Genomic DNA, 22478 nt, shown 5'->3' on the forward strand with positions numbered 1-22478 from the left:
GAGAAGCATCGAAGTCAGAGCGGAGTGGGATCGGCATGGCAACCCTCCTTGGCTCACCAAGTTGAATCACACCCACCGCAATCCTGGAAATCACGAACGAGTCAGACCTTCAGGGACCTGGTATCAAGCTGCAGATCGCCAAGTTGCGCCGTCAGCACTTTGGCACCTCATCGGAACGCAGTGCCCGTCTCGAGCAGCTGATGCTCGCTCTGGAAGACCTGGAGGAGAGCGCCGCTCACCTGGATGCCGAGGCCGAGGCGAAGGATGCCGGCGCGGCGCCGGAGGCGCCCCGGTGGACAGTCGAGGAGTTGAAGCGGGCCAAGCCCGCTCGCCGGCCCTTGCCCGGACACCTGCCGCGCCGGCGCGTCGTCCTTCCTGGCCCAACTTCGTGCGCCTGCTGTGGCGGAGGCCTGCGCAAACTCAGCGAGGTGGTGACCGAGACCCTGGAGCGCATCCCGGCGCGGTGGGTCGTGGTGGAGACGGTGCGCGAGAAGTTCAGCTGTGCGGCCTGCGAGACGATCACCGAGACGCCCGCACCCTTCCATGCCATTCCGCGCGGCCGCGCCGGTCCCCACCTGCTGGCCGAGATCACGGTCGGCAAGTTCGGACTGCATCTGCCGCTGACCCGCCAGAGCGCGGTGTTCGCCCAGGAAGGGGTCGATCTGGATGTCTCGACCCTGTGCGACTGGATCGGTGCGGTCGCGGTGGCGACCCAGCCTCTGAGCGCGCTGATCACCGAGCATGTCCTCAAAGCCGAGCGGCTGCACGCGGACGACACACCGGTGCCGGTGCTGGCCAAGGGCAAGACGAGGACTGGCCGGCTCTGGACCGTGGTGCGTGATGACCGTCCCTTTGGCGGCAGCGATCCGCCGGCTGCGGTATACTTCTACTCGGCCGATCGCAAGGGTGAGCACCCGCAGTCTTTCCTGAAGAGCTACAGCGGGATCCTGCAGGCGGATGCCTATTCCGGCTTCGGACAACTGTATGAACCGGGTCGTGCGACCGGCCCGGCGACTGAGGCAGCGTGCTGGGCGCATGCGCGCCGCCCATTCTTTGAACTGGCTGAGTTGAAGAAGGCTCCGATCGCGATCGAGGCAGTCAAGCGCATCGATGCGCTGTTTGCGATCGAGCGCGCGATCATCGGCCGGCCGCCTGACGAGCGACGCGCCAGCCGTGCCGTTCAGTCCAAGCCTCTGGTGGATGATCTGGAGACCTGGTTGCGGGCTCAGCGTGGGCGGTTGTCGCCCAAGAGTGAGACGGCCAAAGCCATCAATTACATGCTGCGGCGTTGGTCTTCGTTCGCGCTCTTCCTCGAGGACGGGCGGGTCTGCCTGTCGAACAATGCCGCCGAGCGGGCGATCCGCGGCATTGCAGTCGGGCGCCGGAACTGGACGTTTGCCGGCTCGGATGTGGGTGGCCATCGGGCAGCGGCGCTGTACACGCTGGTCGAGACCTGTAAGCTCAATGAGGTTGACCCGCGCGCTTGGCTGGCGGACGTTCTGACGCGACTGCCCGAGCACCCGGCCAAACGCCTTGCCGAGCTCCTGCCCTGGAACTGGAAGGCGCAGCGGGACGAGCAAGCCGCGGCCTGATCTCAGGGCTTTCGCGTAAACAGCACCTTGAAGAGTTCCTCGGCTTTCTGCAGCCCCTCATCGGTGAGCACGACGGACTTGGTCTTGTTGACCGGGTCGCAGATGAAGCCCTTCTCATAGAGCCTGTTCATCGTTGCCCAGTCAAAACCCTTCCAGGCCCGATCGCCATCATGCAGCGTCAGCCACAGCAGGGCGAGAACCGCCTCATCGATCTTGTCGTGGTCGATCTCCATACGGCCACTTTACCACGCCGCGGCCGAAATTCCGCGGTCCTCGGCGGATGCGTACCGCAAATATGATCGCGTTTGAGTGCATCAAACCTTTGATCATCACGTCATTTCGTGGATGACAAATGGGATCTTTCCTGAGCGCGTGCGGCGAAGCTCATCTGTGAAATTCACCTCGACCCGCATTGATGCAGGCAGTTTGAGGCGTGCTTTGTTCAAGACCAGGAGCTCGTCGGACGGTTGAACCGGCCCATCTTTCTGTACCAGTATCTGAACAAACGTCGCGTCTTTCTGCACGAATTGAAAGCGTCCGAGAGAAGCCAGCCCACGAGGGATATGATCGATTCCGACCAGGATCTCTCCCGATGGCCCGAAGAGCACATCATTGATCCGCCCAGAAATTCCTTTGAATGTTTCACGTCCATTGACGATGTCTAGCAAGGATTGCTGCGAATGCTTCAGCTCGATGAGATCGCCGGTACAGTACCGCGCGAGGATCTGCGCTGAGTTATGAAAAGGCGTTCCAACAATCTCAAATCCCTGATTGATATCCTGCGGAAGTAATTCCGTAAGCGCGTAGGAGGGAAGAAATCTATAATCGTCTGGATCAAGAGAGTAAGCAAAGGAGACCCGCTCAGCCTGACCATAGAAATCGATCACAGGTGCCGCGAAGAACTCTGAGATTCGCTTCCGACTCTCAATTGGCAGCGCCTCGGAGGATGCCAGCACAGCGGCGCATCTCAGCTGGAGTCTCGCGGCTTTAAGGAGGCGAACCAGATGTTCCGCGACCGACGGATAGACGAAGAGGATATCGGGCCTGAATGCAGTCAGAGCCTCATGGAAGGATTTTGCCGTCTTCGAGTTAAGGTGGTTGCTCGAGAAAACAAGGTATCGTCCACCTCGCTCCTGGCGCCAGTAAGGTGGAGCGGTATCGTCAAGCGGCTTGATGTCGGACCCGCGTAGCACCGCGACCCGAGACCGGGCCAAATCAAAGCCTGCCTGCCCCATGATCCAATCGATTGCAGCCTGCTCGAATACAACAGAACGAAGGGAGCGCCTTACAGCCAAGGCAGTACCGCTTGTGCCGCTGGTTTGCTTATTCGACGTCGGAAGAAGGCCACGGCGCAGAAACGCTTGAGGCTTCGACCGCACCTCATCCTTGGTAAGAACGGGAAAATTCTCAAAATCTGCGGGATAATTCTGTTCGGGGAGGTCGCGAGTCCACGTTATCACTTTTTTGATTTGCTGCGCTTGGAATCGTTTCAGTTCTTCCGGCCCCATCTGGGACACGTCATCGATCATGCGACGTGAGCCCGCGTAGATGGAGGGGCACCTTTGCAGAAAATCAGCAACGGAAAACATGGGCTTGCCATAGCGTCTTGCGGAATTGGAATAAGGTGAGCAACGTTTAATGGGAAGTATGCCTCCGTTACCTCCCTGTACAAACTAGTCCATCAGTGTAATCGCGCCCGCTCAATTGAGAGCCGCTTCTGTCTTGCGACTTCTCTCCAAGCCTATGCGGATTCACGGCTCAAAAAGTTCCCGGAAGAAGCTCCCGTCAAATTCCTGAATGCTCTGTGCAGTACGGCTCAACCTGCCCCCTATGCCCAGGAGAGGGAAAGTGACGCACGCGGAACAAGCAGTATAGCGTGCATGTGGGCTACTCCCCTTGAACGATTTTTCAAGCTTGGACGCTGACTCCGATCACCCCACTCGACGGCAACTATCCAAGACGGCAAGGCCGAGCTTCGGCTCCTCGCTGGCCAAGTCGGTTAGGAGGGCCAGTCCAGAAGCTGGACAAGGCCGACCGACGACAGCCGGTACCCGCGGCAACCCGGATGTTGTAAAGGCGGACCCGGTGTTGTAAAGGCACACGCGCGTCAAGTCGCGCGCTCGTGTCCTCCTGGGGCGCCTGCGCGAGGCGCTGGATCGATCCAGGTAACACATCCAGCAGGTCCGGGCGCGGTGCCACCGGGTGTGCCAAGTGTTCCTGCCCTCGATCGACGGGTTTCCCGGCCAGAATTCGCGTCGACGCGGCCTTAGGCGGGTACCTTCCGGATTGTCAGTTTCGATGGAAGATTGGATTTTTTGCGGATGAATGCTCCCGCGCCGAAAGTCTCGTTCGTATCCCTGGGCTGCCCCAAGGCCCTGGTCGATTCCGAGCGCATCATCACCCAGCTTCGCGCCCAAGGTTACCAGTTGACCAAGGAGCATGACGGGGCCGATGTAGTGATCGTCAACACCTGCGGCTTCCTCGACAGCGCCAAGGCCGAGTCGCTCGAGGCCATTGGCGAGGCCATGGCAGAAAACGGCAAGGTCATCGTCACCGGCTGCATGGGCGCCGAACCGGAGCAGATCCGCGACCAGTTCCCCAACGTCCTAGCGATCACCGGTCCCCAGGCTTATGAATCCGTCGTCTCGGCCGTCCATCAGGCCGTGCCACCGGCCCATGACCCGTTCGTGGACCTCGTCCCGCCCCAGGGCGTGAAGCTGACGCCGCGGCACTACGCCTATCTGAAGATTTCCGAGGGCTGCAACAACCGCTGCTCCTTCTGCATCATCCCCAAGCTGCGCGGCGATCTCGTCAGCCGTCCCATCGCCGATGTGCTGCGCGAGGCCGAGAAGCTCGCCAAGGCCGGGGTAAAGGAACTCCTGGTGATCTCGCAGGACACCAGCGCCTACGGCCTCGACATCAAGTACCAGCCGAGCCTGTGGAAGGACCGGGAGGTCTGCACCCGCTTCTTCGAACTCGCCAGGGAGCTGGGCGATCTCGGCATGTGGGTGCGCATGCATTACGTCTACCCCTACCCGCACGTGGACGAGGTCATCCCACTGATGGCCGAAGGCAAGATCCTTCCCTATCTCGACATCCCCTTCCAGCACGCCTCGCCGCGTGTCCTGAAGTCCATGCGCCGCCCTGGCAACCAGGAAAAGACCCTGGAGCGTATCCGCAAGTGGCGGGAGATCTGTCCGGATCTCGCCATCCGCTCGACTTTCATCGTCGGCTTCCCTGGTGAGACGGAAGAGGACGTGGATTTCCTCATGCAATGGCTGAAGGACGCCAAGATCGACCGGGCGGGCTGCTTCCAGTACGAGCCGGTGCAGGGCGCGCCCGCCAATGACATCGATGGTGCGGTTGCGCCGGAGGTCAAGGAAGAGCGCTGGCACCGCTTCATGCAGACCCAGCAGAAGGTCAGTGCCAAGATCCTCAAGGGCAAGGTCGGCAAGACGCTGCCCGTCATCATCGACGAGCAGGGCGCCACGGTCGCCACCGGCCGCACCAAATACGACGCCCCCGAGATCGACGGCTCCGTCTACGTGGCCTCGAAGACGCCGCTGAAGCCAGGCGAGATCCTCAACGTGAAGATCGAGAGCTCGGACGAGTACGACCTCCACGGGACGGCGGTTTAAGTAGTCTGCAAGCGGTTTGCAACTCCCGCCACGTCATCATCGGCCTTGTGCCAGTGATCCTGATGAGCTTGAGCGCCGCAGTGTCATTCCCGGCCGGAGCGAAGGGGATGGAAAGCCACTCGCACGCTTGGCGCTATGGATCCCCTTCCCGGCCCTTTGGGGCGCCGGGGATGACAGCCGAGCAATGCCTCAGATCAAGTCCGGAACAGTCTTAGTGTCAGCGCGAGTGTTCAAGCACCCGCAATCTGATCGCTCTTGATCGTCTGAACGCCGGCAGTCTTCAAATCCTGCCGCGCTTTCTCAAGCGAACCGTTCGTGTCGATGGCCCGGGAGGCATCCTCGATCAGGTAGGTCTCAAACCCAGCCCCCGCGGCATCGAGGGCCGTCCAGGCGACGCAGAAATCGAGCGCCAGCCCCGCGCAGAATACACGGCGGAACCCGCGCTCCTTCAGATAGCCCGCAAGTCCAGTCGAGGTCTGCCGGTCGGCCTCCTTGAATCCCGAATAGCTGTCGATCCCCGCATTGTAGCCTTTGCGGATGACGAGTTGCGCATGCGGGATATCGAGTTCCCGCGCGATCTCGGCGCCGGCAGTTCCCTGCACGCAATGATCCGGCCAGAGCACCTGCGGACCGTAATGCAGGTCGGTCATCTCGAAGGGCTGCCTGGCAGGATGGCTCGAGGCGAAGGAGGCATGCCCTGCCGGATGCCAGTCCTGCGTCAGCACCACATGGCGAAAGGTTTTCGCAAGCCGATTGATGGGCTCGATCACCGCATCGCCGTCAGGCACGGCGAGCGCTCCGCCCGGCAGGAAGTCGACCTGAACATCCACGACGATGAGAATGTCGTTCTCACCCGGTTTGATCGTCGCCCGTTCGACCATTCTTCATCCTCTGCATGTCTGATGATGAATATAGAGATCGCAATGAAAAGGGCAGCCGGTCGCCCGGCCGCCCTCGTTCCAATCCAAGCCTGCTTCCAGCTTATTGCGGGATCTTGTCGTCGATACCCTTTACGTAGAAGTTCATGCCGAGCACCTGCTCGTCGGACAGCGCGCCCTTGCCCTTGCACTCGATCTCCTTGCCGTCCTGGCCGATGACCGGGCACTTGAAGGGGTTGAGCGCTCCGGACTTGATCGCGGCTTCGGTTTCCTCGGCCATCTTCTTCACGTCGTCGGGCATGTTCTTGTAGGGCGACATCACGACCATGTGGGCATTCAGACCGCCCCAGGTATCTTCCGACTTCCAGGTGCCATCGAGAACGGCCTTGGTTCGCGCGACGTAGTAGTCGCTCCAGTTGTCCACGATGGCGGTCAGCTGCCCTTTCGGAGCAAAGCGCGCCATGTCGGAGGCCTGACCGAAGCCGACCTTGCCGCGAGCTTCGGCTGCCTGGAGCGGGGCCGGGCTGTCCGTGTGCTGCGCCATCACGTCGACGCCTTGGTCGAGCAGAGCCTTGGCGGCATCGCCTTCCTTCGCAGGGTCATACCAGGAGTTCGCCCACACGACCTTGATCTTGACGTTCGGGTTTACCGACTGCGCGCCGAGGAAGTAGGAGTTGATACCGGCGATCACTTCCGGGATCGGGAAGGCACCGACATAGCCGATAGTGTTGGTCTTGGTCATCTTGCCGGCAATAACGCCGGTAATGTAGCGGCCCTCGTGGAACTTTGCCGCATAGGTCGAGAGGTTCGGAGCGCGCTTGAAGCCTGTCGCGTGCTCGAACTTGATGTTCGGGTACTTCTTGGCGACACGCACAGTCGGCTCCATGAAGCCGAAGGAGGTCGTGAAGATCAGGTCATGGCCGGTGCGGGCGAGTTGCTCGATGGCACGCTCGGAATCGGCCTCCGGCACGCTCTCCACGAAGGTGGTCGTCACCTTGCCCGGAAAGGCCTTCTCGATCGCTTGGCGACCCTGATCGTGCTGGTAGCTCCAGCCATGGTCGCCCACCGGACCGACATAGATGAAGCCGACCTTGATCTTGTCCTTCGCCTGCGCGAATGCGCCGGTCGCGGACAGAGCCAGGACCGTCGCCCCCGCCACGGCCCCAAAGACTTTCCCTGAAAACATGCTCGTTCCCTCGAGGTTGGATTTCAAACACTCCGTCGCAGGTCTGAAGGCTTCTGGCAAGAATTCCTCTGCCTACACTTTGGTCAGATTAACATCACTTTGCTCACCGGTCAGGCACGAACGGTACACCCAGAGATCCGGGCGCTCCGATAGCTCTGCCGCGGCGTAGGGACAGGAGCAGCAGGGCGATGATTGTCGCCAGATACGGCACCGCTGAGAGCAGCTGAGAGGGCACTCCGAACTGAGCAGCCTGGGCGTGCAGCTGGAGCACCGTGGCGGCTCCGAAGATGTAGGCGCCGACCAGCACCCAACCCGGCCGCCAAGCAGCAAAGACCACGAGGGCAAGGGCAATCCAGCCGCGTCCCGCCGTCATGCCGGGCGACCAGAAACGGGTGTAGACAAGGGCGAGATAGGCCCCCGCCAAACCGGCACATGCGCCGCCGAACAAGATGGCTCGGAAGCGCACGCGCCAGACCGGCAGACCTAGCGCATTGGCCGAGGTATGGTTCTCGCCGATCGAGCGCAGGGTCAGGCCGGAGCGGGTCCGGGTGAGGTAGATGGCCACCAGAATCGTGAGCGCGATCGAGGCGTAGACGAAGAGGTCCTGCTCAAAAAACAGGCGCCCGATCACGGGGATATCGCTCAGGAGCGGAATGTCGATGTGCTGGATAGGATCGCGCCTCGCACCGACGAAGGGAGCGCCGATCAGGCCGGACAAACCGAGGCCGAAGATGGTCAGCGCAAGGCCCGATCCGACCTGGTTCGCGGCGAAGCCCAGCACCACGAGGGCGAACAGGGCGGCCATCAGGGTCCCGGCCAGCATTCCGGCGGCAACGCCGAGCAGCGTCGAGTCGAAGGTAACGGCGGCGGCGAAACTGCAGGCCGCCCCCATAGCCATCATACCCTCGACACCGAGGTTGAGGACGCCGGAGCGTTCCGTCACCAACTCGCCCAGGGCTGCGATCAGGAGAGGCGTGGAGGCCGTGACGATGGTAAGAAGGATGGCCTCGAAAGTGGTCACTTGCCCCCTCCCCGTGTGACGAAACGAATGCGGTAGCTCACCAGGGCATCGGCCGCCAGCACGCAGAGCAGCAGGATGCCCTGGAAGGCCTGCGTGAGATCGAGCGGCAGCTTCAAGAGGATCTGAGCGCTCTCGCCGCCGATAAAGGTCAGGGCGACGACGAGGGCCGCAATGAGGATGCCGATGGGGTTGAGCCTGCCCAGGAAGGCCACGGTGATGGCCGTGAAGCCGTAGCCGGGCGAGATCGAGGGCTGGAGCTGTCCGATCTGGCCTGAGACCTCGGAAATTCCGGCCAACCCGGCCAAGCCACCCGAGATGGCAAAAACCGCCATGGTCGTCGACTTGGAGCTGAAGCCGGCAAACCGCGCCGCGCGAGGCGCGTCACCTGTCAGTTTGAGCCGATAACCGAACAGGGTCCGCCCGAGGATCACGGCGGTCAGCAGAACGGCGATCAGGGCGAACACGGTTCCGAAGTGGACGCGCCCCCCTTCCAGCACGGGATGAAGCGTCGCCGACGGGTCGAAGGTGACCGATTGCGGGAAGTTGAAACCCTTTGGATCGCGCCACGGGCCGCGCACGAGATAATCGAGGATGAGCTGCGCCACATAGACCAGCATGAGGCTGGTCAGGATTTCGTTGACGCCGAACCGAGTCTTCAGGAAGGCCGGGATCAACCCGTAGAGCGCACCGCCGACAATGCCGAGCAGCAGCATGAGCGGCAGCACCCAGGCTCCGGCATCGGTGCCATGGGTCCTGAGCGCAAGCCAGCTGCCGAGTACGGCGCCGATCACATACTGGCCTTCCGCGCCGATGTTCCAGAGATTGGCGCGAAAGCAATAGGACAGGCCGATGGCGATCAGCGCCAATGGCGTCGCCTTGACGAGCAGCTCCTGCAAAGACCAGGGATCGCTCAGGGGCTGGAGCACATAGACGTCGAAGGCCGCGATGGGCGAGCGCCCCATCAGCCAGATGACGAAGCCGGCGATCAGGAAGGCGGTCACGAAGGCCGCGACTGGAGCAAGCGCCCGCATGACGGGAGATACGCTGGGACGGGGCGTCAGCTCAAAGCGCATGAGCATCCCCTTGGGCTTGTGCGACACCGAGCATTTCGAGGCCGATGGCTTCCTTGGTCCATTCACCGACCGGTTTCAGCGGGCTTAAATGGCCCTGGTGGATGACGGCCATCCGATCCGCCGTCTCGAACAGCTCGTCGAGATCCTGGCTCACGACGACAACAGCGCTGCCAGCACGGGCGAGATCGACGAGTGCCTGACGAATGAGACGCGCGGCTCCTGCGTCCACGCCCCATGTGGGCTGATCGACGATGATGAGCTTCGGCTTGCGGATGATCTCGCGGCCGATCACGAATTTCTGCAGGTTGCCACCGGAGAGCTTGCGCGCCTGTGGATCGCCCTCGGGCGTGCGCACGTCGAAGCTTTGGATGATCGAGCGGGCCAGTCGCTTGGCAGCGTTCACGAGAATAAAGCCCGAGCGACTCACTTCCGCGGCGGCATGCGAGATCAGGGTATTCTCGCTCAGGCGATGGGTCGGTGCTGCCGCATGGCCCAAGCGTTCCTCCGGCACGAATGCGGCCCCCAACCGGCGCCGAGCGTCGATGTTCAAGATGCCTGCAGGCTTCCCTGCGATGACGATGACATCGGGCCGGTCCGCCAGGCGCTCGCCTGACAGCGCCGCAAACAACTCGCTCTGCCCGTTGCCCGCGACGCCAGCAATGCCCACGACCTCACCGGCTCGGGCAACGAGATCGATGTCGCGCAAAGCCTGTCCGTGCAATCCGCCGGATTGCACGGACAGGTTCGAGACCTTGAGCACCTCGCCCTGGACATGATGCGGCGCGTCGGTGCGGACCTCGCCGACCTCGTTACCGACCATCAATGCAGCGATCTCGCGGGCGTTTTTCGCCCGTGGATCGATGGTGGCGACCACGCGCCCGGCCCGCAAGATCGTGGCGCGGCGGCACAGGCGGCGCACCTCCTCCAGCTTATGGGAGATGTAAAGAATGGAGCAGCCCTCGGCCGAGAGCCGGTCCAGGGTGGTAAAGAGATGCTTGGCTTCTTGAGGCGTGAGAACCGAGGTCGGCTCGTCGAGGATCAGCAGCCTCGGATTCTGAAGCAGGCAGCGGACGATCTCGATGCGCTGGCGTTCGCCCGCCGAGAGCGTCCAGACCGCCCGGTCGGCATCAAGCGCCAAGCCATAGGTCCGGCTGATTTCGCCCAGCTTGCTGCGGACCATCGACAGGCTCCACTCGCCCGACAGAGCCACCGCGATGTTCTCAGCCACCGTCAGTTCGTCGAACAGCGAGAAATGCTGGAACACCATGCCGAGGCCGAGATTCCGCGCCTCGACCGGAGAGCCAATGGAAACGGGCCTGCCTTCCCAACGGATCTCCCCGGCGCTCGGCTCGATGACGCCGTAGAGAATCTTGACCAGGGTCGACTTGCCGGCGCCGTTTTCCCCCAGAAGGGCATGGATCTCGCCCGGTTCGATGGCGAGGTTGATTCCGTCATTGGCGAGAAGGTCGCCATAGCGCTTGCTGATCCCTTGAAGTTCGACGAGGGGTGGCCCCGATGGTGATACGTCTGGCTTCACACAAGCGACTCTGACTTAAGGGTTGCGACGGGCTAGGAATTTGCACATGGATGACGGCCCGCGCGGCTCTTGGCAAGGGCCGTACGGGTGTGCGCTTCCGTTGTGGAACGATCATAGGGAAGCGGCGCGCCGGTCGGCAATGCCGAATCCGTGGTTTATTGTGAGTCCGCGAACCGTCCACAACCTGGTGGTGGGAGAGCCCCGTGACCGATAACACCTATGACATCGCCGTCGTCGGCGCCGGAGCTGTGGGATTGAGCGCTGCGCTCGCCTTCGCCCGTGACGGCTACAACACCGTTCTCATCGGCGGCCTCGACATGCGCCGGGATGGACGGACGGTCGCCCTGCTCAACGGGTCGGTGCGTTTTCTGGAAGCGCTTGGCGTCTGGCCTTCAGTCGCCTCCGTTGCGGCGCCGCTCGAAACCATGCGCATCATCGACGATACGGGCAGCCTGTTCCGGCCACCCCCGGCCTCCTTCCGGGCCGGCGAGATCGGCCTCGACGCCTTCGGCTGGAACATCGAGAACGTCGCTCTCGTCGAGACGCTCGCCGAGGCAGCCCGGTCCCGCGAACATCTGACCCTCATCCCGGAATTCGCGACCGGCTTCACAACCGACGAGGCGGGAGCAACCCTTGCCCTTGCCAATGGCACTTCGATCCGGACCGGCCTCGTGGTTGCGGCGGATGGAAGGAATTCCAAGCTGCGCCAAATCGCTGGGATCAGCACTCAAACTTGGTCCTATCCGCAATCGGCCGTGACGGCGATCCTGGCCCATGATCGGGACCACCGGGAAACCTCGACCGAATTCCACACCCGTCACGGACCCTTCACCCTGGTGCCCCTGCCCGGTCGCCGCTCGAGCCTTGTCTGGGTAACGAGCGAGGAGGAGTCGGAGCACCTCTCGAACCTCGACGATGCTGCCCTGGCCCTTGCCATCGAGCGGCAGGCGCAGTCGCATCTCGGCGCCATGCGCATCGATGGTCCGCGCGGGCTCGTGCCGATGAGCGGCCTGTCGGTCAATCGCTACTGGTCGCGAAACCTGGCCCTCGTTGGGGAGGCCGCGCATGTCTTCCCGCCCATTGGCGCCCAGGGCCTCAATCTCGGCTTCCGCGATGTCGCGTCGTTGAGGGATGCCGTCATCGATGGAGGGGATGAGGGTCACGCCCCCGGATCGGATCAGACCCTGACGCAGTATCAGCGCGGCCGGGATCTCGATGTCCGTTTGCGTACGGCAGCCGTGGACGGTCTCAACCGAACGCTGCTCACCGGCATGATCCCAACCGATTTCCTGCGCGGCGCTGGGCTTCTGGCCCTGAGCAATATCGGTCCCTTGCGCCGGATCGTCATGCGCGAAGGCGTTCTCCCGCGCGTCGGCGCGCCCCGCCTGATGCAGGGCGTATCACCGGTCTAATTGGTGCCCAGCCTCTCGCTGCCGCCCCGCCGGGGGCGTTGGGGACGTTTTGAAGATGTTATAACTTGATCTTCCGGACCGGGGTGCGCGAGCTTGCTCAAGTGAAGACAGCATCTGCAAATCATCCACCATTAACCCTATCTCCCGATAGGCGCGTCATCCTCTCCGCCCTTCGTTGACTCGCGGAGGCGTTGCCTCATCTTACGGGGCGGGTTAAATCCCCGTTATTCATGGCGGATTGGGGTTCACGCGCGTAATGCCGATCCAAAGGCATGATGCCGCCCCGCCATACCGGTGAAAGACCGGATTGTCTCATTCCTCATCTCTGTTTTTCGACAGGCCTCCCTCGCCCACGATGGCATCGCTGCGGCGTAAAGCCTGCAAAGGCCCATTATGCTCACCGTTTACGATTGCATCATTGCCACACACGATCTCCGGCTTGTCGCTCTGGCAGCCCTGGTCTGTGCCCTGGCATCGCTGACCGGTGTCAATCTGCTGCATCATGTGCGCCGCTCGGATCGCAACAGCCGCATCGCCTGGCTCGGCATCGCAGCCGCGTCGACGGGCTTTGGCATCTGGGCCACGCATTTCATTGCGATGCTGGCCTTCTCCCCATCTCTGCCGACCGCCTACAATGTCTCGCTGACAATCATCTCTCTGGTCGCCGCCGTCATGCTCACCGGCATCGGTCTCGGCATCGCGCTCCTGCGGGGCCTTGTGGCAGGGCCCTGGATCGGCGGCGCCATCGTTGGCAGCGGCATCGCCGTGATGCATTATACCGGTATGGCGGCCTTCGAGGTCGCCGGCACCATCGCGTGGAACTGGGCTCTGGTAACGACCTCGATCCTGCTTGGAGCGGTGATCGGCGCGGGCGCCTTGTTCGTGGCGCTAAGCAGCTTTTCGATCACATCCAAGGTCGTGGGTGCGCTGCTGCTCACGCTCGCGATCTGCAGCCACCATTTCACCGCCATGGGCGCGGTCGCGATCACGCCCGATCCCAGCGTCGCGCTGTCGCCCTCGTCCCTCCGCACGGAATGGCTCGCCATCGGCGTCGCGTTCATCAGCCTTGCCATTCTTCTGCTCGCCGTCGTTGCCCTGTGGCTCGACATCCGGGAGCGTCGGCGCGCCTATCTTGAGATGGAGCGCATGCGCGATCTCACCGATGCGGCCGTCGAGGGGCTCGTGCTCTGCGACGGCGACACCATCATGACGGTCAACCAGAGCTTCGCGCAGCTGACTGGCCTCAAATCCGAGCAGATCGTGGGCCAGACCCTGGCCGCATGGATTCCCGACAGCTCCAAGCGGGATAAGCTGTTCGCGTCCCTGGGACAGCCCATCGAAACCGACCTACGGAACGCGGACGGCACCCTGCTCCCCGTCGAGCTGATAGCCCGGCAGATCAATTACAACGGCGCTCCACACAACGTGGTCGCCTTCCGCGATCTTCGCGACCGCAGGAATGCAGAAGCCCAGATCCGCTATCTGGCCCATCACGATCCGCTCACCGGTCTGGACAACCGCGCAAGCTTCGATCATCGCCTGGACCGAGAAATTCGCCTGCACCGGCGAACAAAGCGGCAGATGGCGCTGCTGTGCCTCGATCTCGACGGCTTCAAGGAGGTCAACGATCTCTACGGGCATGCCACCGGCGACCGACTGCTGCAGGATATCGCAAAGCATCTCTCGGCGGCTCTCGGCGACGGGCAGATGCTGGCACGTCTCGGCGGTGACGAATTCGCCATCATCGCATCTCATGTGACGGATCCCGCCCAGGTGGGGATTCTGGCCGACACGATTCTGAAGAACCTCAAATGGGACGAGGAAGGGGTTCCGTCCGGTCTCGTCTCCGTCAGCGTCGGCATCGCGCTCTATCCGTCCGATGGAAAAGATCACACGGAACTCCTCTCCAGCGCCGATGCAGCCCTGTACCGTGCCAAGACCGAGGGAAAGGGTACCTATCGCTTCTTCGAGGCGGCCATGGGCGCCCAGATTCGTGAACGCCGCAGCATCGAGCACGATCTGCGCAGCGCGGTCGCCAACGACGAGCTGAGCGTCGTTTATCAGCCGCAGGCGCAGGTCGACACGGGAGAGGTCAACGGGTTCGAAGTTCTACTCCGTTGGACGCATCCGACGCGCGGCGGTGTCCCGCCCTCGATCTTCATCCAGATCGCGGAGGACAGCGGACTGATCCTGAAGATCGGCGAATGGGTGATGCGGGAAGCCTGCCGCGAGGCCGCGACTTGGATGCGGCCGTTGACCGTCGCAGTCAACGTGTCGGCGCTACAGCTGACCAGCGACGGCTTCGTGGACTTCGTCCAGCGCACGCTTAAGGAGACAGGACTGCCGCCGGAGCGGCTAGAGATCGAGATCACCGAGACGGCTCTGATCCGCGACCCGAACCGCGCGCTCCTGACGCTACAGAAGCTGAAAGGACTCGGCGTCAATATCGCCATGGACGATTTCGGGACCGGCTATTCCTCGCTCTCGAATCTGCGCGCCTTCCCGTTCGACAAGATCAAGATCGACCGCTCCTTCATCCAGGCGGTTCACACGAACCCGCAGGCAGCCGCGATCGTGCGCGCCGTGCTCGGACTCGGCCGCGGCCTGGGACTCCCCGTGATCGCCGAGGGCGTCGAGACCTCTGAGGAACTGCGATTCCTCGGGCTCGAGGGCTGCGCCGAGGCTCAGGGCTACCTGTTCGGCCGCCCCGCGCCGATCAAGGAATTCGTGCCGTTGATCTCAACCAATGTCGCCACGTTGCCGCGACCGCTCCGCCGAGCGACTGCGAATTGACCCTAGTTTGCTCACCGCGGCGGCAGGAAGATTGTCATTCCCGGCCGGAGCGTAGCGAAGGGGAAGGGAATCCATAGCAACAGCGCGTGCAAGTGAATCCCCTTCCCGGTCCTTCGGACCGCCGGGGATGACACGGTGGTTGGTGGAACGCCTCTATTTCCGTTCTCTATCGAACGGATTCTGGCCCATGCGCAGGGACACGCGGATCGGCGTGCCAGGGAGGTCGAAGGATTCACGCAGGCCGTTCACGAGATAGCGCGTGTAGCTCTTCGGCAGAGCGTCGAGCTGGTTGCCGAACACGGCGAAATGCGGCGGGCGTGATTTGACCTGCGTCATGTAGCGGATCTTGATCCGGCGGCCGGAAACGGCGGGCGGCGGGTTGGCTTCCAGCGCCTCGGTGAGCCATTGATTGAGCTTCGCGGTCGGGATGCGCGTGTTCCACGTCTCGTAAACCTGGAATACCGCCTTCATGAGCGGATCGATGCCGCTGCCGGCGAGACCTGAGAGCGGCACCACCGGCGCGCCGCGCACCTGCGGCAGCAGGCGGGCAGCCTTTTCCTTCAGGTCCGCAAGCAGGCCCTTCTGATCGGCGACGAGATCCCACTTGTTGAGGCCGATCACGAGAGCCCGGCCCTCCTGCTCCACCAGATCGACGATGGAGAGGTCCTGCTTCTCGAACGGGATCGTGGCGTCGAGCAGCACCACCACCACCTCGGCGAAGCGCACGGCGCGCAGCGCGTCGGCGACGGAGAGCTTTTCGAGCTTGTCCTCAACCCGGGCGCGCTTGCGTAGACCCGCCGTGTCGAAGAGTTTTATGGGACGTCCACGCCATTCCCAATCGAGCGAGATGGAATCGCGGGTGATGCCGGCCTCGGGCCCCGTGAGCAGGCGATCCTCGCCGACCATGCGGTTGATGAGCGTCGACTTGCCCGCATTCGGACGCCCGACGATGGCGACCTGCAGCGGCTTGTTCGGGTCGTCCTCCTCTTCCTCCATCTCGTTCGGATCGGGGAAGTGAGGCATCAGGGCCTCGAAGAGGTCGGCCATGCCCTCACCGTGCTCGGCGGAGAGCGGAATCGGCTCGCCGAGGCCGAGCGAAAAGGCTTCATAGGCGCCCGCCATGCCACCGGATCCCTCAGCCTTGTTGGCGATAAGGATCACCGGCTTGCCTGAGCGGCGCACCATCTCGGCGAAGGGCCGGTCGGCCGGCAGGATCCCGACGCGAGCATCGATAATGAAGAGGATGACATCGGCATCGCCGATGGCGGCTTCCGTCTGGGCGCGCATGCGGCCGAGAAGCGACTCCTCGGTAGCCTCTTCCAGGCCGGCCGTATCGATGATGCGAAATTCGAGATCGCCGAGTTTGGCCTCGCCCTCGCGCCGGTCGCGGGTCACGCCCGGCCGGTCGTCCACGAGCGCCAGCTTCTTGCCGACGAGGCGGTTGAAGAGAGTCGATTTGCCGACATTCGGCCGCCCGACAATGGCGACGGTCGCCGTCATGTCTTGTCCTATCTTACTGGGTCGCCTGCACCGGACCGCCCGCCACGAGGGCGGTGTAGATGGCAAGGCGCTGCCTCAAGGAGGAAGGCGTCTCGCGATCGGCGGCGATCTGGTCGAACCAACGACCGGCATAATCCATATCACCGGCCTTAAGGCCGGATAAGCCTAAGAGTTCCCTTGCAGAATGGCGCCAGGCGTTGGACGGCACCGCCAAGGGCTCTACGGCCTGACGCAGCTTGGCGGGCTCGGCCGTGTCGATGCGCAACCATGCTACGCGAAGGCGCGCCAAGTCCTTCCAGAGCGCAGGCACGGAGGCATCGTTGGCGAGCGCGTCGAAGGCCGAAGCGCCGTTCTCCGCATTCTGAGCGCCCAACTCGGCCGCGAGGCGGAAGCGGGCAAGCATCGCGTAGCCGGTGGCGCCATCTTCCTTCACGACATTCTCGAAGGCGGCTTGCGCTTCCTGTCCCTTGTCCTCCGAGGAGAGGCGCAAGGCCTCCTCGTAGCGCACAGCGGCTTCCTGAGCGCGGGTCTCCTGTGTGTGCTGCCAGAAGCGCCAGCCGCCCACGCCAACAACGACCAGCACCACCACGCCAATGATGATTCCATTGTAGCGCTTCCAGATCTGAGCCATCTGGTCGCGGCGGTATTCCTCATCGACTTCGCGAATGAACTCGTCGTTCGGGGCCATCGTCTCACTCATGCGGCCCAATGGCCGCCTCCTGCAATCGAAGGAGGTCGCCTAACACACACAACCGCGCAAGGCGAGAGGCTTCATGCCCGCATGGGCAGGACGGGAACTCCAATCAGCCACGGGTGGAGCCAGAACACGAAGGCCAGATAGACCGCCGTTCCGATGATCACTGCCAGTGCATCATTCCGCCATCCGGCGGGTGCCGTCGTACCCCCATGCTGGGCGGCTATGTCCCGGCGCTTGTCGCTGATGCGGGCCAGCACGGCCCAGACCAGGAAGGAACCGAAGAGCAGAATCGAGCCCAGATCGCCATTGGCGAGAAGATGCGCCAGCGCCCAGATCTTCACGCCTGCGAGCATCGGGTGCCTGAGCCGGGCCTTGATGCGCCCCGGCAGATAGGCCGCCGCAATACAGATGAAGGCGAGCCAGACCAGAAGAAGCGCGAGATGACGCGTCCAGACGGGAGGATCCCAGACCGGGATGTAACCGCCAGCGCGATACTGGCCATAGCCGATGGCAATCAGAACGATCCCGAGAAGAGAGACGAGGGAATAAAGCCCTTTGTACGGCCCCTCCCCGATCCTTGCGATCAGAGCCGCCCGGCTGCCCCGTGCCATGCTGAAGGAATGAATGCCGAGGAAAATCGCAAGTCCAAGGATCAACAGCGTCACGAAGGGCCCCCACGCTCTAGGAACTTATAGCCATTCCAAACAGAGAAAACCAAGTAGTATGAACAGGAAGGGCTCCGTGAGATGAAAAGCCCAACGGCCGACGGCGCAAGTTTCCAATTACCCTCAAAGCCTTGGACTGCCTAAACTTTTAACAATGGGGTATCTTGCAGCATAAAAATTTCTCCGCTACGGACCGCGGAAACCTTGCTTTAGACTAATTCGGCACTAGCGACGCCGCCCCAAGTCCGATAGCCAAGGCCGCAAGATTATCAACCAACAAGTTTTAAGGGGGAGACAGGTGACGGCACTTCTTGGGCTATCCCGTGTCATCGACTCGATCAACGAGCGCCTCGGCAAGGTCGCAGCGTGGGCCATCGTGGTGGCCATCCTGGTCTCCGCGATCAATGCCATCATCCGGCGCGTCTTCGGCGTCTCGTCCAATGCTTGGCTCGAGCTGCAATGGTATCTCTTCGGCGCCGTGTTCATGCTCTGCGCCGCCTGGACCCTCAAAGCCAACGAGCATATCCGCATCGACATCGTCTCCAGCAGGCTCTCGAAGCGCGGGCGGGACGGAATCGATGTGTTCGGTCACCTCTTCTTCCTGTTCCCCTTCGTGGCTCTGCTGCTCTGGCTGTCGGTGCCATATTTCCTCAATTCGTTCCGTTCGGGCGAGGTGTCGTCGAATGCCGGCGGCCTGCTGATCTGGCCAGCCAAAGGCCTCATCCTGCTCGGGTTCATCTCGATGTTCTTCCAGTGGCTGAGCGAGCTGATCAAGCGCGTCGCCATCATGCAGGGCAAGCTCGCCGATGAGGAAGCTGGCGGCCACAGTGTCGAGGCCGAGGCAGAGCGCCTCATCCATGACATCGGCACCGTCAACACGCCGGGCACAGGCGCGACGCCGCCTGGCGACGGCATCAGCTGATCGTTTCGGCGACTGATTTAAGTTTTCGGAGTTTCCATCAATGGCTGCATTGATTGCCCAGAACCTCGCGCCGATCATGTTCGCGGCGCTCGTGGTTTTCCTTCTTCTCGGTTATCCGGTCGCTTTCGCCCTGGCGGCGAATGGATTGCTGTTCTTCTTCATCGCGGTAGAGCTCGCTCCGCTAGCTCCTGATACCATCACCCTTTCCTGGCCGTTCCTCCAGGCCCTGCCCGACCGAATCTTCGGCACCATGTCGAACGAGGTGCTTCTGGCGGTCCCGTTCTTCACCTTCATGGGACTGGTGCTTGAGCGCTCAGGTATGGCGGAAGACCTCCTCGACACCATCGGCCAGCTCTTCGGTCCGGTTCGCGGCGGTCTCGCCTACGCGGTGATCTTCGTGGGTGCACTGCTGGCGGCCACCACCGGCGTGGTTGCTGCTTCCGTGATCTCCATGGGCCTCATCTCCCTGCCGATCATGCTGCGCTACGGCTATGACCGTCGTCTGGCTTCCGGCGTGATCGCGGCCTCGGGCACGCTTGCCCAGATCATCCCGCCCTCCCTCGTTCTCATCGTTATGGCCGACCAGCTCGGCCGCTCGGTGGGCGACATGTACGAGGGCGCGTTCCTGCCCGGCCTGATCCTGACTGGCCTCTACGCTGGCTACATCATGCTGATGTCGATCATCTATCCGAAATCAGCCCCAGGCCTTCCGCCGGAGGCGATCGGCTACCGCGAGCCCGATGGCGCGCGCGGCGTCTGGCAGCTCGGCATCCTGGTCGTCTTCTCCGGCCTCGTCGGCTACTACGTGCTCTCGCAGACCAACACCAAGGCCGGTGCGGATTTCGTCATCCTGACGATCTGCGTTGCCACCGTGGTAGCTCTCATCTGCGCCCTCATGAACAAGATGCTCGGCGCGAAGCGCATCGCCATCTCCGCCGTCCTGGTCGCCCTTCTTGTCGGCGCCTACGTGGTGCTGCACAACCAAGGCCATGAGGGTCTCGCACTGACTTTCGAAATGATCCTGGCAGGCGCGATCTATGCGCTGATCGTGGGCATCGTGGAACGGTTCACGGGCCTGCGCCTCATGTCCAATATGGCCCAGCAGGTTACCTTCGTGATGGTGCCCCCGCTCCTGCTGATCTTCCTCGTGCTCGGCACCATCTTCATTGGCCTTGCCACGCCGACCGAAGGCGGCGCCATGGGCGCGCTGGGCTCGGTGATCCTGGCGGCCGTCAAGCGCAAGCTCGACAACAACCCGGCCCGGTTCAACTGGACCCTGGTGCGTCAGGCCACGGAAGCGACCGCGAAGCTCTCCGCCTTCGTGCTCTTCATCCTGATCGGCGCCCGCGTGTTCTCGCTCACCTTCTATGGCGTGAACGGCCACATCTGGGTCGAGCACCTGCTCACCTCGCTTCCGGGCGGACAGGTCGGCTTCCTGGTCTTCGTGAACGTGCTGGTGTTTTTCCTGGCCTTCTTCCTCGACTACTTCGAGCTGGCCTTCATCATTATCCCGCTCCTCGGGCCCGCAGCTGACAAGCTCGGCATCGACCTGATCTGGTTCGGCGTGATCCTAGCCGTGAACATGCAGACCTCGTTCATGCATCCGCCCTTCGGCTTCGCTCTCTTCTTCCTGCGCTCGGTGGCCCCCAAGGTGCCGTATATCGACCGCCTCACGGGCAAGAAGATGGAACCGGTGACCACGGGTCAGATCTATTGGGGCGCCGTACCCTTCGTGATCATTCAGCTGATCATGGTGGGCATCGTGATCGCCTTCCCGCAGATCGTGATGCACTACAAGGCGGCGGGCCCCGCGGTCGATCCGGCAGCAGTGCAGCAGAAGCTCGACCAACTACTGGTTCCTGGCCTCGGCGCCCCTGGCGATCCGGGCGGCCTCCCCAGCCTGAACTTCGACGAACCGCCGAAGATTCAGTAACGGTGCCTCGCATACGAGACGAAAAGGCGGGCTTTGCGGCCCGCCTTTTGCTTGAAAGAACGAAGGTCGTGCGCGAGGGACCAAAGTGTCCAGCTCGTCATTGCAGGACCATCACCCTTCCCGTAAAACCGCTGCACAATCGATAAGACGGGCCAGCCGGACCGACACCGAGGGGGAACCGAAGATCATGCCTCGCATCATGAACCTCATATTGACTGCCGGCTTGCTCCTGCTGCCTGAGGCAGCGTTCGCGGCGGAGTTCGACGGGGCGAGTCTCGGCTTCGCCTGGGCGCTCCCCTTTGCGGGCATTCTCCTGTCGATCGCTCTCTTCCCGTTGCTGGCGCCGCATGTCTGGGAGCATCACCAAGGCAAGATTGCTGCACTTTGGGGATTGCTGGTGCTGATCCCGCTGGCCGTTGCCGCAGGCCCCGCAGCGGCGCTCCATGCCCTCGCCCACACGGCGCTGCTCGAATACATCCCGTTCATCCTGCTGCTGCTCGCGCTGTTCACGGTGGCCGGCGGCATTCTCGTGCGCGGCAACCTTCACGGCGCGCCAGGCATGAACACGATCCTTCTGGCCATCGGCACCGTGCTGGCCAGCGTCATCGGCACCACAGGCGCGTCCATGGTGATGATCCGGCCGGTCATGCGCGCCAATGACGATCGGCGGCACAACGTCCATGTGATCGTGTTCTTCATCTTCCTGGTGTCGAATATCGGCGGCGCGCTCACGCCCCTCGGCGATCCGCCGCTCTTCCTCGGCTTCCTGCGCGGCGTCGATTTCTTCTGGACCACCACGCACCTGTTCCCGGCAACCCTTGTCGCCAGCGTCCTCCTGCTCGCTCTCTTCTTCGCGATCGATCTTGCCGTCTACAAGAAGGAAGGCCGCGTCCGTCCCGATCCGACGCCAGACAATCCGGTCCGCATCACAGGCGGCATCAACTTCCTGCTGATCGCCGTCATCATCGGCGCCATTCTCATGAGCGCCACCGTCGATCTCGGCCGCATGACCATGTTCGGCACAGAGATCGAGTTCGCCAATGGCTTACGCGATCTCATCATGATTGCGGTCACCATCACTTCGCTGAAGACCACGCCAAAGGCGAACCGGATCGAGAACGGCTTCTCCTGGGACCCGATCAAGGAGGTGGCCAAGCTCTTTGCCGGCATCTTCATCGCCATCATTCCGGTGCTGGCCATGCTGCGCGCCGGCGCGGATGGTGCCTTCGCGCCGCTCGTTGCGCTCGTGACCAATCCGGACGGCAGCGCCAACAACGCCGCCTATTTCTGGCTCTCCGGCGGCTTGTCCTCGTTCCTCGACAATGCGCCGACCTATCTCGTGTTCTTCGAGCTCGCCGGCGGCGATCCGCAGCAGCTCATGACGACGGGCGCGCTGACGCTCACGGCGATCTCCGCCGGCGCCGTGTTCATGGGCGCCAACTCCTATATCGGCAACGCCCCCAATTTCATGGTCTACGCGATTGCCCGCGCAGGCGGCGTGAAGATGCCGAGCTTCTTCGGCTATCTGCTCTGGTCGGGCGCCATCCTGCTTCCGACCTTCCTGCTGCTCACGCTGCTCTTCTTCAGGGGATGAGCATCACTACAACGTGGGGGCGGACCGGTTTATAGAT

17 protein-coding genes are annotated in these 22478 nt (G+C 62.6%); 7 read left to right on the top strand and 10 right to left on the bottom strand.

What is annotated here, in order from left to right:
• Window positions 1–134 precede the first annotated feature (134 nt).
• Window positions 135–1592, top strand: coding sequence for an IS66 family transposase (gene tnpC, locus ACS5Q1_RS04800; RefSeq protein ID WP_473097225.1), 1458 nt, complete (start codon window positions 135–137; stop codon window positions 1590–1592).
• 2 nt (window positions 1593–1594) lie between these two features.
• Here the strand turns inward: tnpC and ACS5Q1_RS04805 are convergent, their stop codons facing one another.
• Both ACS5Q1_RS04805 and ACS5Q1_RS04810 read right to left on the bottom strand, forming a co-directional pair.
• A complete protein-coding gene (locus ACS5Q1_RS04805; protein WP_473097125.1) occupies window positions 1595–1825 on the bottom strand; it encodes a DUF6429 family protein in 231 nt (76 codons plus the stop codon).
• A 96-nt stretch (window positions 1826–1921) separates the two neighbouring features.
• Window positions 1922–3121, bottom strand: coding sequence for a phenylacetate--CoA ligase family protein (locus tag ACS5Q1_RS04810; RefSeq protein ID WP_473097126.1), 1200 nt, complete (start codon window positions 3119–3121; stop codon window positions 1922–1924).
• 792 nt (window positions 3122–3913) lie between these two features.
• Here ACS5Q1_RS04810 and rimO point away from each other — a divergent pair.
• Window positions 3914–5230: a 30S ribosomal protein S12 methylthiotransferase RimO gene (gene rimO, locus ACS5Q1_RS04815; protein ID WP_473097127.1), complete on the top strand. Its 1317-nt coding sequence runs from the start codon at window positions 3914–3916 to the stop codon at window positions 5228–5230.
• Window positions 5231–5460: 230 nt separating this feature from the next.
• Here the strand turns inward: rimO and pncA are convergent, their stop codons facing one another.
• From pncA to ACS5Q1_RS04840, 5 genes are all read right to left on the bottom strand, one after another.
• Window positions 5461–6111 (bottom strand): bifunctional nicotinamidase/pyrazinamidase, encoded by a 651-nt coding sequence (pncA, locus tag ACS5Q1_RS04820; protein ID WP_473097128.1) that lies wholly within the window; start codon window positions 6109–6111, stop codon window positions 5461–5463.
• Between the two features lie 100 nt (window positions 6112–6211).
• Complete coding sequence (locus tag ACS5Q1_RS04825) at window positions 6212–7294, bottom strand: BMP family ABC transporter substrate-binding protein (RefSeq protein WP_473097129.1); 1083 nt, start codon at window positions 7292–7294, stop codon at window positions 6212–6214.
• Window positions 7295–7397: 103 nt separating this feature from the next.
• The gene (locus tag ACS5Q1_RS04830; protein ID WP_473097130.1) at window positions 7398–8315 is read right to left on the bottom strand and encodes an ABC transporter permease; all 918 of its coding nucleotides are present in this window, start codon (window positions 8313–8315) and stop codon (window positions 7398–7400) included.
• The gene (locus tag ACS5Q1_RS04835; RefSeq protein WP_473097131.1) at window positions 8312–9388 is read right to left on the bottom strand and encodes an ABC transporter permease; all 1077 of its coding nucleotides are present in this window, start codon (window positions 9386–9388) and stop codon (window positions 8312–8314) included. Before ACS5Q1_RS04835 ends, ACS5Q1_RS04830 begins: the two co-directional genes overlap by 4 nt.
• Entirely contained in the window at window positions 9378–10925 is a 1548-nt protein-coding gene (locus tag ACS5Q1_RS04840; protein ID WP_473097132.1) for an ABC transporter ATP-binding protein, read from the bottom strand. Before ACS5Q1_RS04840 ends, ACS5Q1_RS04835 begins: the two co-directional genes overlap by 11 nt.
• A 203-nt stretch (window positions 10926–11128) precedes the next feature.
• Here ACS5Q1_RS04840 and ACS5Q1_RS04845 point away from each other — a divergent pair, with 203 nt between their 5' ends.
• A complete protein-coding gene (locus tag ACS5Q1_RS04845; RefSeq protein ID WP_473097133.1) occupies window positions 11129–12337 on the top strand; it encodes a UbiH/UbiF family hydroxylase in 1209 nt (402 codons plus the stop codon).
• Between the two features lie 393 nt (window positions 12338–12730).
• Window positions 12731–15130 (top strand): bifunctional diguanylate cyclase/phosphodiesterase, encoded by a 2400-nt coding sequence (locus tag ACS5Q1_RS04850; RefSeq protein WP_473097134.1) that lies wholly within the window; start codon window positions 12731–12733, stop codon window positions 15128–15130.
• Between the two features lie 153 nt (window positions 15131–15283).
• On the opposite strand, the gene der is transcribed toward ACS5Q1_RS04850, so the two are convergent.
• The 3 genes from der to ACS5Q1_RS04865 form a co-directional block, all read right to left on the bottom strand.
• Window positions 15284–16630, bottom strand: coding sequence for a ribosome biogenesis GTPase Der (gene der / locus ACS5Q1_RS04855; protein WP_473097135.1), 1347 nt, complete (start codon window positions 16628–16630; stop codon window positions 15284–15286).
• A gap of 13 nt (window positions 16631–16643) precedes the next feature.
• On the bottom strand, window positions 16644–17318 hold the full coding sequence (locus ACS5Q1_RS04860) for a tetratricopeptide repeat protein (protein WP_473097226.1): 675 nt from the start codon (window positions 17316–17318) through the stop codon (window positions 16644–16646).
• An 83-nt stretch (window positions 17319–17401) separates the two neighbouring features.
• Window positions 17402–17992, bottom strand: a complete 591-nt coding sequence (locus ACS5Q1_RS04865) for an NnrU family protein (RefSeq protein ID WP_473097136.1) — start codon at window positions 17990–17992, stop codon at window positions 17402–17404.
• Window positions 17993–18290: 298 nt separating this feature from the next.
• Here ACS5Q1_RS04865 and ACS5Q1_RS04870 point away from each other — a divergent pair, with 298 nt between their 5' ends.
• The 3 genes from ACS5Q1_RS04870 (at window position 18291) to ACS5Q1_RS04880 (ending at window position 22441) form a co-directional block, all read left to right on the top strand.
• Window positions 18291–18914: a TRAP transporter small permease subunit gene (locus tag ACS5Q1_RS04870; RefSeq protein ID WP_473097137.1), complete on the top strand. Its 624-nt coding sequence runs from the start codon at window positions 18291–18293 to the stop codon at window positions 18912–18914.
• A gap of 40 nt (window positions 18915–18954) precedes the next feature.
• On the top strand, window positions 18955–20847 hold the full coding sequence (locus ACS5Q1_RS04875) for a TRAP transporter large permease (protein ID WP_203439303.1): 1893 nt from the start codon (window positions 18955–18957) through the stop codon (window positions 20845–20847).
• Window positions 20848–21034: 187 nt separating this feature from the next.
• Entirely contained in the window at window positions 21035–22441 is a 1407-nt protein-coding gene (locus tag ACS5Q1_RS04880) for a sodium:proton antiporter (RefSeq protein ID WP_473097138.1), read from the top strand.
• Window positions 22442–22478 lie beyond the last annotated feature (37 nt).

The organism is Microvirga sp. GN3, from assembly GCF_055792825.1.